The following is a 15,753-nucleotide window of genomic DNA, read 5'->3' on the forward strand; positions in this document are numbered from 1 at the left end:
CGAGAAGATCGGAATTACCGGCGGTTCCTACGGCGGCTTCATGACCGTGATGGCGGTTGGGCGAATGCCGGACTTCTGGGCGGCAGGCGTCGAGCAATATGGCATCGTCAACTGGCACACAATGTGGGAGCGAGGCTCGCCGGCGCTTCGCGAGTATCAGCGCGGACTGATCGGCGATCCGGTGAAAGAGAAGGATGTTTATCAGCGGGTGAGCCCTCTCACCTATTTGCGCAACACCAAGGCACCCTTGCTGGTGCTTCAAGGGGCAAACGACATCCGCGTCCCTGCGCACGAAGCAGAGCAAATCGTCAAAGTTTTGCGCGAGATCGGGAAGACCGTCGACTCGAAAGTCTATCCCGAGGAAGGTCATGGCTTCATGCGACGGGAGAACCAGATCGACGCTGCCGAGAGGACGATCGCTTGGTTTGACAAATATTTGAAGGGCGCCGCTGACCGTTAGGGGATAGCGTATTTCCAATCGGCGGCATGGCGCTGAACTGTCTTTGACAATCACAGTGCAGCCGCGGCCGCACCGGTGTCGGATGAGGGCGTCGGCGCACTGCCTCTATGCTTGAATTTGCTTCAACCGGCGTTCCCGACTTGGTCTTGACCACCATCTCCAAGGCGGTGGCTTCTGAGAGCTGAGCCGCCAAGCTGTCCGCTCCTCAATCGACGCTCGTTGCATCTTGATCAATCATAGCGACCAGAACCCCCTCGTTCGTCCCGTCGAAGAGGGCATTGAAAGAAGAGGGGAGATTCTCGAAACCCTCGCGTACATCTTGCCTTGTTACGATGGCGCCTGACCGGATCCAGCCCACCAGTTGCTCCATCGCTGCCGGAATCTCCGGTGCATAGTCGGTGAAGAGGAACCCCTGCATCCTGATGCTCCCGTAAATCAGGCGCATCATGTCGGTGAAGGCGGCGACCGGCCCTTCTTCATTATATCCCGATATCTGGCCGCAAAGGACGATCCGGCCATGGCGCGCCATATGATCCACGCCGGCCTGCAGGATCGCGCCCCCGATATTGTCGTAGAAAATGTCGATTCCTTCCGGGCACAGCCGATCGAGGGCGGAGCCGACATCCTCGCTTTTATAGTCGATCGTCGCATCGACTCCGCACGCGTTGCGCAGCCAGTTGCATTTGTTCTCGCCGCCGGCGATGCCAATGACCCTGCATCCCTGTAGCCTTCCGATCTGGGCGGCAACCGAGCCGGTGGCTCCCGCCGCTCCCGAAACGACAAGCGTTTCTCCGCTGCGGGGCTCGCCGATGCGAAGCAGCCCGAAATAGGCCGTAAGCGAATTGATTCCCAATATTCCCATTGCTTCGATCGCCGTCGTTCCAGGCGAGATCGGCGTGGGCGCCCAGCCCCTGACATCAACGATGTCATATTCGCTCCATTTGCTCATCGCAGTGACGCGGGCGCCGACCGGATAAGCGCTCGCACGCGATTCCACTACCCGGCCCGCCGCCAGCGCGGTCACGGGTGATCCGAGAGCGATCGTGCGGTGGAGCCCGCTTTCGTCGCCCGACATCCAATTCCGCATCGTGGGTGCATGATGGAAGGCGAGATTGCGGATACGAATCTCGCCATCGGCAAGCGGCCGCTCCTGTTCCGCGCCTCGCCGGAGGAGGAGATCGTCGCGGCGCAGAAGGCCCTTCGGCCGCCGTTTCAATATCCACTGCCGATTCCGAATTTCCATCGCTTTTCCTTCCTCTTCCATGGCTTCGGTGCGCGGTTGCTGTCATTCCTTCGCCTCGCACGCCGGATCGCCATCGCGCTTCTGCCCTTCCTGACCGGGTTCCTCTCCGCAAGACGGCTGAAAATTCGTCGAGCCGACCGCCGAAGAGCGATCCAATCTTGATCTTCGTGCATAATTGTATGACTATCGTGTCGGGCACTAGATTGCCAGTCACTTTATCGGCGCTGATCGCCGGATGTGAACAACGAACGGGAGAGGATTATGCAGATGTTTATGCGGCTGATGACGGGGGCGGCGATGGCGGGTTACGGCCTTGCCGGGTGGGCGGCTGGTGCAAACGCGGCGGATACCGAGGTTCAGTCTGCGCAATCCGGCGAGCCGATGGAAGCACAGCAGGCGGACACCAGCGGTGATATCATTGTGACGGCCCGTCGCCGGTCGGAGGTCTCGCTGGAAGTCCCGGTCGTCGTCAACGCCTTTTCCGCCGAGCAGCTTTCGCGCGCGGCGGTCAATTCCATCGGAGACATTGCAACCTATACGCCGCAGCTGAAGACATTCAGCAACGTCGGCGTGTTCGGCGGCTTCAGCGCGATCCGCGGCATCACCAGCCCGACCGGAAACGCCGCGACCGACCCTGCGGTCCTCGTCGTCATCAACAACGTCCCCGTGGGAACGGGCGGCGCAATGCAGCTCGGACAGTTCGACCTCGGCCAGGTGGAAGTGCTCAAGGGACCGCAGGCGCTCTATTTCGGCAAGAATGCCACGGCGGGCATCATTGCGCTCACCACGGCGGAGCCCACCGACGCGTTTGAGATGATGGTGCGGGGCGAATATGAATTGCGGGCACGGCAGATGCAGGCCGAGGGTGTTGTCTCCGGGCCGATCGCAGCCAATTTGCTCGGCCGCCTCGCGGTCAAGGTCAGCACACAGGAAGGCGAGTTCACGAACGGCTATCGCTTTGCGCAGCAGCGCCATGGTCCCGACCCGCGCGAGGTCGGCATTCGCGGAACGCTCATGTTCGAGCCGGGCGCCGACCTGACCTTCAAGCTCAAGGGAACCTTCAACCGCATTGTGAGCGGGGGCGCCTTCGCCGGCCTGCAGCGCGTCTACTGCCCGAACGGCGTGCCCGCGGGCGCATCGGTTACGCCGAGCGAAACCGACTGTACCTATGACCGCTTCTTCTACCGGCGGGATTTCCCGCCGAACACCGGCAGTATCGTCGGCGACAGCCTGTTTCCTGACAACGGGAAGCCTTATTCCAAGCTCAACCAGAAGCTGCTTTCGCTCGAGGCCACTCTCGTGCCGTTCGATGGCGTGATGGTGACGTCGACGTCGGGGTACTACAAGAATGATGCATCCTATGCCGATAACAACGCCCTCGGCCTTCCGGTTTTGACTTCCGCCGGGGCGAATGATCAATATGTGCTGAGCCAGGAATTGCGTGTGGCGTCGGACAATTCATCCTCTTCTTTCAGCTGGATGTTCGGCGGATTCTACCAGTATAACGATCTTGAGAATATCGAGCATGTCCTGCGGTACAATCCCGCGACGGCGGTATTCACCTCGCTTCCTAGCGCCACCTGGGACGTGCGGTCGCGCGCGCTGTCCGCGTTCGCGCAAGCGTCGCTCGACGTTGTCGACGCGCTGAATGTGTCCGCCGGTGTCCGCTACACTGACGATACGAAGCGCCAGACGGTCAGTCTGAGCGGAAAATTTCTTCCGAAGATCCATTTCACCGACCTGTCGCCCGAATTAACCGTGGCGTACCGGCCGAACAGCGGTCTCAACATTTTTGCTTCCTATAAGCAAGGCTATAAATCGGGCGGCTTCCAGGTGAGTTCGCTCACCTTTCTCGGCGCGATTGCCGATCCGGCGGTGACGCTTATCGACAATTCCTACAAGCCCGAGACCGTAGAGGGCTTCGAAGGAGGCTTCAAAGCGGCGGTTCTTGACCGGCAGCTTCGCCTCGAGGGTACGCTCTATTCCTATCTGTACAAAGGTCTGCAATTGAGCGCTCTCGATCCGCAGACCGCGACGACGCGGATCAGCAACGCGTCGTCGGCGCGCGTCAAGGGCGCGGAATTTTCCGCGAGCTTTTCGCCGCGGGCTGTGCCGGGCCTGCGCCTCTTTTCGACCGTCGCGTATAACGACGCCCGCTATCAGGATTTCATCGCCGGTTGCTTCGTGGGCCAGACATTGGCCCAGGGCTGCACAATCGATAGCGTCGATGCCGGGACGGTGCCCGATCAGCAGAGCCTTGCCGGCAAGCCGTTGATGAAGGCACCGAAATGGTCGGCATCGACCGGCTTCAACCTCTCGACCGATGTCGGCAGCGGGCTGAAGCTCGGCCTCGACGGACATCTGGCCTATGAATCGCCAAGCTTCCTGACCCAGGAGAATATTCCTTGGGGTATCCACCCGCGGACCTATCTCCTCGACGCCGGCTTCAGCATCGGCTCGCCCAGCGGCAGCTGGGAAGTCGGGATCGTCGGGAAAAACCTGACAAACAAGCGATACGGAGGGCATGGCATACAGGCGTTCGGGAGCGGCAACGCGGCGACGACGGGTACTGCGATTGGCGCCCCTTCCGATTTCGTCGCCTACACGACACGAGGGCGAGAGATCAGGCTGCGGATCACGCTGCGGCCGGGCGCATAACATCCAAAGGGGGCGGCGGCGGTATGTCTTCGCGGGCCGTACCGCCGCCAAGCAAGAGAGGAAGATGAAATGAGAGAAACCGATCCGGAAGTCGCTGCCCTTCTGGCACTCGAACAACGACGCTGCGCTGCGCTCCGGAAGGGAGATGTCGAAGAATTGCGTTCGATCCTGTCGCCCGCTTATCGTCATGTGCATGCCAACGGGCGGATCGATGATCTCGAGACCTATCTTCCGGCCGCAGCCGCAAATCCACGCCTCGTCGAGCGCGGATCCCTCAGCGTGCGCCTCCATGGTCCGGTGGCCGAGCTGCTCGGCGAGCAATATAACGTCTTCGCGGATCGCAGGTCGGCGCTGGTCGCGCTCCAACTGGCCGTCCGTGACGGCGGCGAATGGCGCTTTGCCACCACCCAGGTCACGCGCAAGGACGGAAGCTAGGCGTTGGATTGCAGCTCATATCCGCGTTGGGCATAACCTGTCGCGGATGATCTCGATCGGGTGGGCTGGCCGCTTTCCGGTAAGACGCGCGGACTGGCAGCGGCACGAGAAGCCGGTCGCGACGGCAACCGCGTCCTCCTTCGCCAATGCGGGCCGCCAGCTCAGGTCGAACAGTCGTTCCGATATCGCCTCATTCTCTGCTTCGTGACCGAACATGCCCGCCATACCGCAGCAGCCCGTCCGCTGCGGCTCAAGAGCGAGTCCGCATTGCGCGAAAGCCTGCTTCCACTTCCCCGCCGCCGTGGGACGCAATGCCGCCTCGGTGCAGTGGCTGAGGAGCCGGAATCCGCCGGGGAAGGGTGGGGGGGCTGCAGGCAAGAAATGGTCGAGACCGCGCAGGATTATGTCCTCGAGGCCGGACAGCCGTACCGATGTGCCAGTGAATTCGCGATACTCCTGCTCGAACATCAGCGAGGTCGCCGCGTCCAGTCCGACAAGGTTGACGCCCGTCGCCGCCAAACCCTCGAGCTCGGCGACACGACGACGCGCAATATCGGCGAAGCCGCGCCGCATGCCCAGGAGATGCAGCGCCTTGCCGTTCGGTTTCGGTGGCAGACGCAGGACGCGAAAGCCAACGTGCCCGAGAACGGCGGCCGCCGCCGCGAGCACGGCCCCGTCGAAACTGGCGGTGAAACTATCCTCGATCAGCACCACCGTCCGTGCCGCTTCATCGGCGCCAAGGCTGCGAAGATAGCGGATATCGACGACGGGCGGAACCAACGGTCCGGCGGCTGGCGCAAAGCGTGGAAGATCGACGAAGCCGCCGAAGGCGCGAATGACATCGCGAACGGGTTTGGATCCAGCCGCGAAGTTGACAAGCGCGGGCACCCGTCTTCCCACGGCGAGGAGCAGCTCGAGCCGCTTCACCAGCCCGTGGCGGCGAGGCCTTGGTCGGCGGGCGTAATATCGCTCGTAGAAGCGCGATTTCATCGTCGGAATATCGACATTCACGGGGCAGGATGTCGTGCAGGCCTTGCACGACAGGCATGTCGCCAGCGAGGCTGCGGTTGCGCTTTCGATCGCGGCCAGATCGGAAGACGTCGAACCGGTCCGGGCCGCAGCGCTTGCCAGCCTGGCCCATGTCCTGAGCAGGGCGGCCCGTCCTTTCGGCGACTGCGCGCGGTCGCGTGTCGCCTTATAGGAAGGGCACATGGCGTCATGGGTATCCCAGCTGAAGCAGGCTCCATTGCCATTGCAGGCGATTGCGCGATCAAACTCCTGCTTCAACGCCTCGTCGATGCGGGCGTCGAGCGTTCCTCTGAAGGGTATCGCGTCGATGCGGTCGATCGCGTCTCCCCCCGGGGGGCTCGCGAGCTTTCCGGGATTGAGCAGGCCCGCAGGATCGAAAGCGCGCTTGATATTCTGCAATTCGGCATAAAGGGTGGGTCCGAAGAAAAATGGCGAATACTCTCCCCGAAAGCCGCGGCCGTGCTCGCCCCATAGGAGCCCGCCGTGCGCTTTCGTCAGGGCAGCTATCTCGTCGGACAGCGGGCGAATGAGCGCGGCCTGTGCCGGGTCCTTCATGTCGATGAACGGGCGCACATGGAGGCATCCGACGTCGGCATGGCCAAACATGCCGTATTTGAGACCGTATCTGTCGAGGGTGCCGCGAAACCTGGCGACGAATTCCGGGAGCCGTTCTGGCGGAACCGCCGTGTCCTCGACGAACGGGATGCCTTGGCCGCCGCCTCCGATCCTCGCCAGCAGGCCTACGGATTTTTCGCGGAGACGCCACAAGCCGGCGATGGTTTCCAGGTCGCGGACGATCTTAATGTCGATCTGTTCGGACGGGGCGGCCTGTGCAAGTCCCGCGAGCAGGGCAAGCCCATTCTCGACTTCGCCGGCTGAACCAGCGAACTCGACGAAGCTGATCGCCTTCGTAAGCGCGTCCGGATCGTCTCCAAGCACGGTCTCGATGCCGTTCCAAACAACGTCGGATTGCGCGACGCCGATAACCTTGTCGTCGATGATTTCGATGGCAACCGGGTCGGCGTCGAGGAGGCGCGCCACGTCTCGAAGCCCGGTTTCAAATCCGCTGTAGCGCACGACCGCAAGCGCCTTCGCTCGGGGCTTGGGAATGGCCCGCAGCGTGACCGCCTTGGTTACCGCCAGCGTCCCTTCCGAGCCCGCGAGGAGAGAGCCGAGGAAAAAGCGGTCGAGCGGCTCCTCGTACACCTTCTGAAGATTATATCCGGTGAGACCCCGGTTCATCTCTGGAAAGACGCGGGCAATCTCGTCCGCTTGCTCGCGCACGACACGCAGGACCTCGCGGTGGATATTGCCGACCATATCCACGGTGGCCCCCAACTCCTCGGCCCTAGCGGCGGTCATGGGTTCGGCTGTCCAATCCTCGCCGTTGGACAGGACCAGTTCGACGGCTTCGACATAATCCGACGTCTTGCCGTAGCGCCGCGACCCCTTGCCCGAGGCATCGGTGCCGACCATCCCGCCGATCGTGGCCCGGCTGGCCGTCGAGACCATGGGCGGGAAGAACAATCCCCGTTCGGAAAGCGCGGCATTGAGCTGATCAAGGACCACGCCAGGTTCGACCCGGACGCGGGCACCCGTCTCGTCGCTTTCGACGGAAATGATCCGGTTCATATGGCGAGCGAAATCGACGATGAGGCCGCGGCTCAGCGATTGCCCGTTGGTGCCTGTGTTGCCGCCCCGCGCGCAGATGGGCACGCCCGCGCGTGCAGCCTCGCGGACGATCCGGTTGATGTCCTCGCCCGACCGCGGATAGGCGACGGCGAGCGGGAGAAGATGATAGATTGAATTGTCGGTCGCCGCGACTTCGCGAGCGCCAGCTCCTGTTTCCAGGTCGCCCAAAAATCCCGAGCCTGCGAGCGCGTCGGCGAACTTGGCGAAACGGAGATCGTCGGGCCTCACGCGTCGGCGCGCCCGAGCGCCATTCGCCGAGCCTGCGAAAGCTTCCGGCGGACCTGCTCGATCGATTGTTGCTGTCGTTCCGCATAGAGTTCGAAAGGATCGGCGACGGGGGTGCCGAGTATCGCTTCGAACGCTAACTGTGCAGCCGCAGCCGAATAGGACTTCGGCCCTTGATCGCCGAGATTCGATTGGAATATCCCCGCCGCGCTCACCGGCAGGAAATCTTCATAAGTGATGGGAAAAGCGTCGACGAGACCGGCGGCAACCAGGGATTCCACATCGTCAGGTTCATAGCCGTTGATTTCAGCGGTGCTCGAAAGACGATATTCGAAATAGCCGAGGCCCTCCCGCCGAAGGGTGCAGAGATCGTCGGGAAAACGCTCGAACGCTGAAGAGAGCCGGGCGTCATACGCTTTCGGTTCTTCGCGCGCCTCGGCGAGCAGTTCGTCATACAGCTGGCGCCCCTTCGGGGTCAGCGCCATGCCCCGCTGCTCGATTTCCCCGAACCTTGCCGTATGCGTACCGCTTTGCGTCTTGTTCCCGTCCACGAAGCGCACAGGTTCATCGAGCGCTTTGAAGCTCGTCTGGCGCAGCAGAATCGGATGGGCGCGTGCCGGCGGTCCCTCGATTAGGTCCTTGGCCTGCATGCCCCGGGCGAGCATCTTGCGTTGCGCTGCGTCGATGTCGAGTGTGCGCGGTGTGAGATGATTAATGTGCGGCCCGTTAAAGCAGACGATATCCGCGACCAAGCGATGCGCATTATGAAGCCGATTGTAGAGCGCGACGTCGACATTTACCTCGCTATGCCAGCGAAATATCTCGAGGGCGCTGGCAACGAACAGACGCGCCTCGCTCTCGTCGAGGCCGCCCTCATGCTCGAACTTCTCGATCAGTGAGATCGTTGCCTCCGGAAAAATCCGGCGAGCGGCGAGCCGGCGGTCGATTTCGTCTCTGATATCGGCATCGTCGATCAGTTCGGGCCGAAGCAGCGAGGTGAAGATGCGAAACGGGTTTTTGTTCAGCTTTCCCGGACGCAGGGGCCGGAAAGCAGTCGCGTGAACCGGCACACCGGCCATCGTCAAATCATAATAGCCTACAGGGTACATGCCCATGACCGCGAAAAGGCGCCGCATCATTGCGAGTTCGTCGGGGCGCCCCAACCGGATTGCACCATGATATTCTTGAGACAATCTTGCGAGTTCGTCGTGCCGTGCAAGTTCGAATGTCATCGCTGGCTTCGCTTCGAGAACCTCGCTGTTCACGGCGTCGACGATTTCAAGCAGGGTGCCGTAGAGGGGAACTTCCTCGCGGTACATTGCCGACATCGCATTCGCGAAAAGGCTCCGGATGAAATCATCCTGGACCAGATTGGAATAAGGCATGTCCGTCCTGTCTCGGGTTTGCGGCACGTTGAGTGTCCGGGATACAGGCCTTCTAGCGCGGCGGACTCGAGTACTAAAATCAAGAATCCGACGCATCTTATTCCGAACCGGAATAAGAAAGGCGCGCGGCGGTGGTGCCGCGCCCTCGCGCGCCAGCGGGTTAGCGGCCGGAAGCGCTACGGGATAACTGCACCGACCGGCCCGCGCGGCGGGGAGTCTTTCCCTTAAAGCTGCGGGCAGATCACGTAGTTGGTGAAGCCGCCGCATCCGAAGTTGAGTTCCGAAAGCGCGGTGTTCAGTCCTTCGAGCGGAAAGACCTTGGTGTCGAACATGTCGAAGGTGACTCGCCCCATTGCGGCCAGATCGGCCATTTCCTGGCCCTGCGCTGTCGAAAACCAGAGCGAGCCTATGAGGGTTTGTGCCTCGTTGACGAGCATGAGCATATTGAGCGGGACCGGTTCTAAGACACCACCGACATTGACGTGCGTACCGCCTTTTGCAAGCCCGCCGAACGCATCGAGGTAGGCGGCTGCCGACGATCCTGTCGAAAGTGCGTCGATCACGACGTTGGCGCCTTCTCCCCCCGTCAGCGCGCGCACGCGCTCGCTAATCGATCCCTCCCCGGCACAGAGGACATCGATCCGGTCGGGTGCGAGCGCCTTCACCCGTTCGAGAAGCTCCGGGTTGCGACCGACCCCGAAAATTCTGGGGGCCCCCATCGCCAACGCGAACAAGGCCGCGCCGAGACCGAGCGTTCCCGATACGCCGTTGATCAGCACCGTGGTGTTGACATCGACGTTACCTGCCCGAACCGCGCCATAGCCCGTACCGAGATATCCCCACCGCGCTCCGACCTCGAACGGTACGTTCGGCGGGAGCTTGACGATGCTTTCTTGCGGCGCGACCATGAATTCCGCGAAGCCGCCATAGGGATAATCCGCGAGTGTCTGCGCGGATTTCGGGCCGAAGCCGAAATAATTGCTGAGCGCGCCATAATCGCAAGCGGTAGGTTGCCCGCGCCGGCAGGCGCGGCAGCTTCCGCAATAGCGCAGGGGGTTGGCATAGACACGGTCACCGATTTCGAGCCCGTGCACGAGACATCCCTTCTCGACGATGACGCCTGCAGGGTCGAGACCGTAGATGGCCGGGAGTGTCGGCGCGGAAATGGCGGGATGGTCTCTGAGCTTCTCGAGTACCGTCGCGTAATTGGGCACAAGGCCGCAGGCGTGGACCTGAACCACAACCTCGTGCGGTCGAGGCGATGGCCGATCGATCACATCCACCGAAAAGGGAGCGCCGACGCGATGATATCGGGCCGCTCGCATCGTCTCGTGCACCGCGGTCCCGACGCGATCGCCGTCGATTTCCGCCATGTCGATGCTCATATATTTTCCTCCTCATCCCAGCCGCATACCGGCAATGCCCGATTTCGTGACCGGACTTGTGTTCAGGAATTTTTCACAGAGGAGGATTTTTTGCAAGATGAAATGGTATGACAAAAAAGTTCTCATTCTTGAGCCCTAACCTCGACAGAATGGACGGCCTATTGTAGGCCCATGCGCTGTGATGGCCGTGAAGTGGGGCGGGGCTACCCGAATTTGCTTTGAAAGTGCCGTATTTACAGGGAATGCTTGGGGTGTCCGAATTATGAAACTGTCTGAGGAAATGGACGAATTGGTCTACGGTAAGCCGAGCAAAATGTCCGACACGGCCGATGCAGGCGAGGAGAGAGTCGATTCTGCCAATCGTGTCGGATCGGTCGACCAGATCGTCCTCGGGATCGTCCGCGGCGTCTACGAGGGACGCTTCGTCCCCGGGCAGAAGCTGATAGAGGGAGATCTGACGCGCCGTTTCAGTGTCGGACGCGGCACCATACGCGAAGCGTTACGGCGACTCGAGGCCGAGGGTCTGGTGGTCGCAAGCCTGCACCGGGGGTTTCGCATCCGGCATTTCAGCCGTGACGAGGTGCGCGACATCCTCGAGATCAACGCCACGATCATATCGTTGGCCGCCAGTCTCGCGGCGCAGCGGTTCGAACGGAGCCAGGATGTCAACGCACTGCGCGCTGTTGTTTCCAAAATGGCCCACTCCATCGGGGAAGGTAACGCGTTCGATCTTGCGAGCCTCCGGTTCGATTTTATGCGCGAACTCGTGAAGCTCACGAAAAACAAGGAGTTGAGCCGCCACCTCCCGCGTTTCGATGCGACAATCATCCGTGCGCAGTTTCGCGCAACCTTCAGCGTCAAGAACGCCCACGCCGATGTCGCCGCCTTCGACAGCATGGTGAGGTCGATCCTCGCGCGCGATGCGGAAGGCGCTGCGCAAATTGGGCGCGATTATGTCCGCTCCTGGTCGACCAGCATACAGGAGTTGTCGGACGAACATTTCGCGCACTAGTTCGCCCGGCTCTTCTCGATGCTGAGATCGCCGCCCCGCTATCGCGGCTTCTGTAAATCGCTCCGGCTTCTTCGCCGGTTGGGCGGCTACCGGATCGGTCTGGTGGCAGGGTGAAATAGCTTGTGGGTTTCCTGATTGTCGGTCAATATAGCATGACTAAATTCCGCATGGCCGGACGCTCCGCCACTGGTGCTGCTGGCGGGGAGTCAGGTTATGAAATTCGTCCTTTTTGGAAGTGACGGACGGCTCGGTGTGCTGGACGGCTCGCGCATTCTCGATCTCGACCGGGCAGCCCGTCGGCGCTCGCAGCCGTTCGAGGCGTTCTCGACCCTCGTGCAATTGATCGAAACCGGAGATCGCGGGCTCGACGAGGCGCGGACATTGCTCGAGCATTTTGCGGCGAGCGATGATCCTGAGATTTTCACGGCGCTCGATGCGGCGTATCTTCATGCCCCTTTCCCGGGGCGTCGCCTGGCGTTGGCCGGCAGCAACAACGCAGACCATGTATCGCGAGGGCGGACAAACATGGGCCGGCCTGCAACGCCGGAGGACGTGCGCGAACGGACCCGGGAGGGGCTTGGAGGCGGCTTCTGGTCGGTTTCCATCCCCGCTGCGCCGGGCGCCGACATTCCATATCCGCGGTCTTCGCACGGACTCTTCGATTTCGAGGGCGAGGTGGCAATCGTTCTGGCGCGTGGCGGCAAAGGGGTGCCGGCCGAAGGCTGGAAGGAGCGCGTCTGGGGCAGCACCCTGCTGATCGACTGGAGCGTACGCAATCACGACTTGCTGTCGAACAAGCGGCCTTTCTACGCACATAAGGTCTTCGACAATTCGAAATCAATCGGACCGTGGATCGCGGTCGATGAAGTCGATCCGGAAGATTGCATCGTCGAAACGCGGGTGAACGGAGAGCTGCGCCAGAAGTTCAACAGCGGCAACATGATCCACAGCTATGCCGAATTGCTCGCGCAGATCAGCGAGGACCTGACATTGCTTCCCGGCGATATGCTGTCGGGCGGAACCGGTCCGGGAACCGCCGCTGATAGCACCGTACCAGAGCCGGACGGGAAACTGCCCCTCGATCTGTTCTTGCGCGTCGGCGATGAGGTCGAGGTTTCGGCCTCGGGCTTGGGGAGGCTTTCGGCGACGATAGTGGCTTATGATGGCCCTGTCGGCTAGCGCGCCGGACTAGGTCGATGTTCCCGAGACGATTGCTGCCAGCGACGAGCTTGCTCGCGGCTTTCGATGCCGTTGCGCGCCATTTGAGCTTCAGCGCAGCGGCCGACGAGCTGCAACTGACGCAGAGCGCGGTCAGCCGGCAGATCAAGGTCCTCGAGGATCAGCTGGGCTGTCTCCTGTTCGTGAGGGACCGCCGCAAGGTGATGCTGAGCGACGCGGGCGCAGCCTATCACCGAGAGGTTAAGCCGATCCTGGCAGCCCTGTTTCGAGCCACACTTGAAATCACGACAAATCGCGCCGGCGGGTCGCTCGACTTGGCTATCCTGCCGACATTCGGAACGCGCTGGCTCGCGCCGCGCCTCGGCCACTTTCTTGCCGATAATCCCGGGGTCACGATCAATCTTTGTACACGGCTCAACGTCTTTGACTTTCATTTCGAGTCGATCGACGCCGCAATTCATTTCGGCCTGCCCGAATGGCCGGGCGCCGGGCTCGACTATCTAATGGGAGAACAGGTTATCCCGGTCTGTTCGCCCGCGCTGCGGCGCGAGGCAGGTTTCGCCGAGCCCGGCGACCTTCTGCGTGCGCCGCTCATTCATCTGGTGTCTCGCCCCCGTGCCTGGATGAACTGGTTCGGCTCGATGCAGGTCCGGGCCGGGCAGATCGACGGGCTGATGATCGACCAGTTCGCGACAGCTGCTCAGGCGGTTGCCGGGGGCGTCGGGGTGGCACTCATGCCGACCTTCCTGATTGCCGCGGAACTCGGGCGCGGGGAGCTGGTACCTGCAGTCGATGTCGAGCCGATCGCTGGCGAGGAAAGCTATTATCTTGCCTGGCCAAAAGCCCGGACCTCGCATCAGCCCCTGGCGGCATTCAGGGCTTGGCTCGTCGAGGAAGCTACGCGGTTCCGCAGCGGGGCGCCCTGAGCTGCGCGACACTTTGTTACGCCGACAGCATTTATCGCGCGTCCCGGCGACCTTCGGGACGAACATAGGGGTTGCAATTGTTCCCCCTTTGCTAGACACAATTGTCCTACAAGAACATAGGGAGTGGATTGGTGAGCGAAGGACGCATTTCCGTGTCGTCGGCCGGCGGCGTGACGACGATCACTATCGACAATGCCGAGCGCATGAACGCGATATCGCTCGCCATGTGGCAGCAGCTAGGGGCCGCTGTCGCGCAGATCGACGCACAGACGCGATGCGTGGTCGTAACCGGGGCGGGTGGCCGGGCATTTGCATCGGGGGCCGATATTTCTGAGTTCAAGGCGCTTCGACGCCAGCCAGCGGCGCGCGAGGAATATGACAAGGCCGCTTATGAGGCGATGACCAGCCTCTATGCGCTGCCGCAACCCACGATCGCGCACATCTCGGGCTATTGTATCGGTGCTGGAATGGCGTTGGCGCTGTGCTGCGACGTCCGTCTTGCCACCGATCGCAGCCTGTTCGCAATTCCTGCGGGGCGTCTCGGGCTCGGCTACGGGCCCGCAGAGATCAAGCGTCTGATGGATGCCGTCGGCGTTGCGACAGCATCCGATATCCTTCTCAGCGCGCGGCGATACGACGCCGCCGAGGCGCTCGCAAAGGGACTCGTGACGCGGTTGTTCGCCGCAGATAAGATCGCCGAGGAGGCTGCCAGCTACGCCGCGTCCGTTGCGAAAAACGCTCCGATGACCATTCAGGCCGCCAAGCGCGTGATCAAGGAACTGGCCGTCACAAGTGACACGGCTGACATGGCGCTTTGCGAGGATCTCACCGATCGCTGCTTTGCAAGCGCAGACTATATCGAGGGCATCAATGCGTTTCTCGAGAAGCGCCAGCCCGATTTCAAAGGGGAATGAAGATGGGCGATCTGCCTCTGTCGCACCTCAAGGTCCTGGATCTTTCCCGGGTCCGCGCCGGTCCGACGTGCGTAAAGTTCTTCGGCGACTTCGGCGCGGATGTGATCAAGATCGAACGAACCGACGGGGAGGGCGACCCGATGGGGGACAATCGGCTTTCGTCGGATTATGTGAACGCGCAGCGCAACAAGCGCGGCATCACGCTGGATCTGAAGACGCCCGAGGGGGTAGAGGTCCTGAAGCGACTAGTGAAGGATGCTGATATCCTCGTCGAGAATTTCCGTCCCGACGTGAAGTTTCGTCTCGGCATCGACTATGAATCGATGGCCGCCGTGAACGAGCGCCTCATTTACACCTCGATCTCGGCATTCGGCGAAAGCGGCCCATATCGTACAAGGCCGGGCTTCGATCTGATCGCCCAGGGAATGGGCGGGCTGATGTGGCTGACCGGCTACCAGGATCGGGGGCCGCTTCGGGTGGGTATCTCGCCGGCCGACCTTTGCGCCGGTATCTTCGCGGCTATGGGGACGTTCGTCGCGCTTCAGGAGCGCGAGCGTTCGGGCAAGGGGCAATGGGTCCAGAGCAGCCTGCTGGCCTCGCAGATCATGATGCTCGACTATCAGGCGATGAGCTGGTTGATGGACAAGCGCATTCCGCTGCAACGCGGCAATGACCATCCGCAAATCGTGCCGACCGGCGTATATGAAGCGAGCGACGGCTATTTCACGCTCTCTACCGTGGGCAATGACAGCTACCTGCGGCTTTGCAAAGCCATCGGCGCCCCCGAACTCGGCGCGGACCCGCGGTTTGTGGATGCTCCGACGCGCGAACGCAATCGCGACGAGATGAACCATCTCATCAACCGGGCAACGCAGAAGAAGACGGCCGTCGAATGGGTCGAGATACTGAACGAAGCGGGTGTGCCGGCCGGACCGATCTACAAGCTCGACGAAATGTTCGATGATCCGCAGGTCAAGGAAACGGGGATCGTGCAGCCGCTCGATCATCCCGATCTCGGGACGGTCGAAATACTCGGCCAGCCGATCGGACTGAGCCGCACGCCGGCGCAATTCCTGCGGCCGCCGCCACGTCTCGGCGAGCACACCGACGAAGTTCTGACCGAAGCGGGCTTTGAAGCGCGAGAAATTGCATCGCTTCGCGACAGGGGCGTGATCTGAAGGATCGGACGCGGGAAAAGACGCGGCGAATA

Annotated in this window: 13 protein-coding genes; 9 read left to right on the forward strand and 4 right to left on the reverse strand. The window is 61.7% G+C overall.

The features are described 5' to 3' along the window. A partial coding sequence (locus VJ811_RS00585) for an alpha/beta hydrolase family protein (RefSeq protein WP_324070160.1) occupies window positions 1-460 on the forward strand: 460 nt, incomplete at its 5' end. 205 nt (window positions 461-665) lie between these two features. Here VJ811_RS00585 and VJ811_RS00590 read toward each other — a convergent pair. Next, complete coding sequence (locus tag VJ811_RS00590) at window positions 666-1,676, reverse strand: NADP-dependent oxidoreductase (protein WP_324070258.1); 1,011 nt, start codon at window positions 1,674-1,676, stop codon at window positions 666-668. Here VJ811_RS00590 and VJ811_RS00595 point away from each other — a divergent pair. The 3 genes from VJ811_RS00595 to VJ811_RS00605 all read left to right on the forward strand — a co-directional run bounded on the left by VJ811_RS00595 (window position 1,557) and on the right by VJ811_RS00605 (window position 4,796). Continuing rightward, window positions 1,557-1,865, forward strand: coding sequence for a hypothetical protein (locus VJ811_RS00595; RefSeq protein ID WP_324070267.1), 309 nt, complete (start codon window positions 1,557-1,559; stop codon window positions 1,863-1,865). The genes VJ811_RS00590 and VJ811_RS00595 overlap by 120 nt on opposite strands. Window positions 1,866-1,964: 99 nt before the next feature. After that, entirely contained in the window at window positions 1,965-4,361 is a 2,397-nt protein-coding gene (locus VJ811_RS00600; RefSeq protein WP_324070162.1) for a TonB-dependent receptor, read from the forward strand. Window positions 4,362-4,430: 69 nt separating this feature from the next. Then, window positions 4,431-4,796 carry a nuclear transport factor 2 family protein gene (locus tag VJ811_RS00605; protein ID WP_324070164.1) on the forward strand — a complete coding sequence of 122 codons (366 nt, stop codon included), beginning with the start codon at window positions 4,431-4,433 and terminating at the stop codon, window positions 4,794-4,796. Window positions 4,797-4,811: 15 nt separating this feature from the next. Here the strand turns inward: VJ811_RS00605 and VJ811_RS00610 are convergent, their stop codons facing one another. From VJ811_RS00610 to VJ811_RS00620, 3 genes are all read right to left on the reverse strand, one after another. Then, a complete protein-coding gene (locus tag VJ811_RS00610; protein ID WP_324070166.1) occupies window positions 4,812-7,685 on the reverse strand; it encodes an FAD-binding and (Fe-S)-binding domain-containing protein in 2,874 nt (957 codons plus the stop codon). 56 nt (window positions 7,686-7,741) lie between these two features. Next, window positions 7,742-9,127, reverse strand: a complete 1,386-nt coding sequence (gene hglS / locus VJ811_RS00615) for a 2-oxoadipate dioxygenase/decarboxylase HglS (protein WP_324070168.1) — start codon at window positions 9,125-9,127, stop codon at window positions 7,742-7,744. Between the two features lie 224 nt (window positions 9,128-9,351). After that, entirely contained in the window at window positions 9,352-10,512 is a 1,161-nt protein-coding gene (locus VJ811_RS00620; RefSeq protein ID WP_324070169.1) for an alcohol dehydrogenase catalytic domain-containing protein, read from the reverse strand. Window positions 10,513-10,792: 280 nt separating this feature from the next. On the opposite strand from VJ811_RS00620, the gene VJ811_RS00625 reads away from it, so the two are divergent. The 5 genes from VJ811_RS00625 to VJ811_RS00645 all read left to right on the forward strand — a co-directional run bounded on the left by VJ811_RS00625 (window position 10,793) and on the right by VJ811_RS00645 (window position 15,721). Next, entirely contained in the window at window positions 10,793-11,524 is a 732-nt protein-coding gene (locus tag VJ811_RS00625; protein WP_324070171.1) for a GntR family transcriptional regulator, read from the forward strand. Between the two features lie 213 nt (window positions 11,525-11,737). Continuing rightward, a complete protein-coding gene (locus VJ811_RS00630; RefSeq protein ID WP_324070173.1) occupies window positions 11,738-12,703 on the forward strand; it encodes a fumarylacetoacetate hydrolase family protein in 966 nt (321 codons plus the stop codon). A gap of 50 nt (window positions 12,704-12,753) precedes the next feature. Next, window positions 12,754-13,629 carry a LysR family transcriptional regulator gene (locus VJ811_RS00635; RefSeq protein ID WP_324070175.1) on the forward strand — a complete coding sequence of 292 codons (876 nt, stop codon included), beginning with the start codon at window positions 12,754-12,756 and terminating at the stop codon, window positions 13,627-13,629. Between the two features lie 101 nt (window positions 13,630-13,730). Next, window positions 13,731-14,543 (forward strand): enoyl-CoA hydratase, encoded by an 813-nt coding sequence (locus VJ811_RS00640; protein WP_324070177.1) that lies wholly within the window; start codon window positions 13,731-13,733, stop codon window positions 14,541-14,543. 2 nt (window positions 14,544-14,545) lie between these two features. Then, entirely contained in the window at window positions 14,546-15,721 is a 1,176-nt protein-coding gene (locus VJ811_RS00645; RefSeq protein WP_324070179.1) for a CoA transferase, read from the forward strand. The last annotated feature ends 32 nt before the right edge of the window (window positions 15,722-15,753 follow it).

Source organism: Sphingopyxis sp. (genome assembly GCF_035250425.1).
In the GTDB taxonomy this organism is placed as follows: domain Bacteria; phylum Pseudomonadota; class Alphaproteobacteria; order Sphingomonadales; family Sphingomonadaceae; genus Sphingopyxis.

What these genes read in the sequence shown, in the direction of transcription:
- VJ811_RS00595 (WP_324070267.1), top strand. Translation starts at nt 1,557, where the DNA reads ATGATGGAAGGCGAGATTGCGGATACGAATCTCGCCATCGGCAAGCGG.
- VJ811_RS00600 (WP_324070162.1), top strand. Translation starts at nt 1,965, where the DNA reads ATGCAGATGTTTATGCGGCTGATGACGGGGGCGGCGATGGCGGGTTAC.
- VJ811_RS00605 (WP_324070164.1), top strand. Translation starts at nt 4,431, where the DNA reads ATGAGAGAAACCGATCCGGAAGTCGCTGCCCTTCTGGCACTCGAACAA.
- hglS (WP_324070168.1), bottom strand. Translation starts at nt 9,127, where the DNA reads ATGCCTTATTCCAATCTGGTCCAGGATGATTTCATCCGGAGCCTTTTC.
- VJ811_RS00620 (WP_324070169.1), bottom strand. Translation starts at nt 10,512, where the DNA reads ATGAGCATCGACATGGCGGAAATCGACGGCGATCGCGTCGGGACCGCG.
- VJ811_RS00625 (WP_324070171.1), top strand. Translation starts at nt 10,793, where the DNA reads ATGGACGAATTGGTCTACGGTAAGCCGAGCAAAATGTCCGACACGGCC.
- VJ811_RS00630 (WP_324070173.1), top strand. Translation starts at nt 11,738, where the DNA reads ATGAAATTCGTCCTTTTTGGAAGTGACGGACGGCTCGGTGTGCTGGAC.
- VJ811_RS00645 (WP_324070179.1), top strand. Translation starts at nt 14,546, where the DNA reads ATGGGCGATCTGCCTCTGTCGCACCTCAAGGTCCTGGATCTTTCCCGG.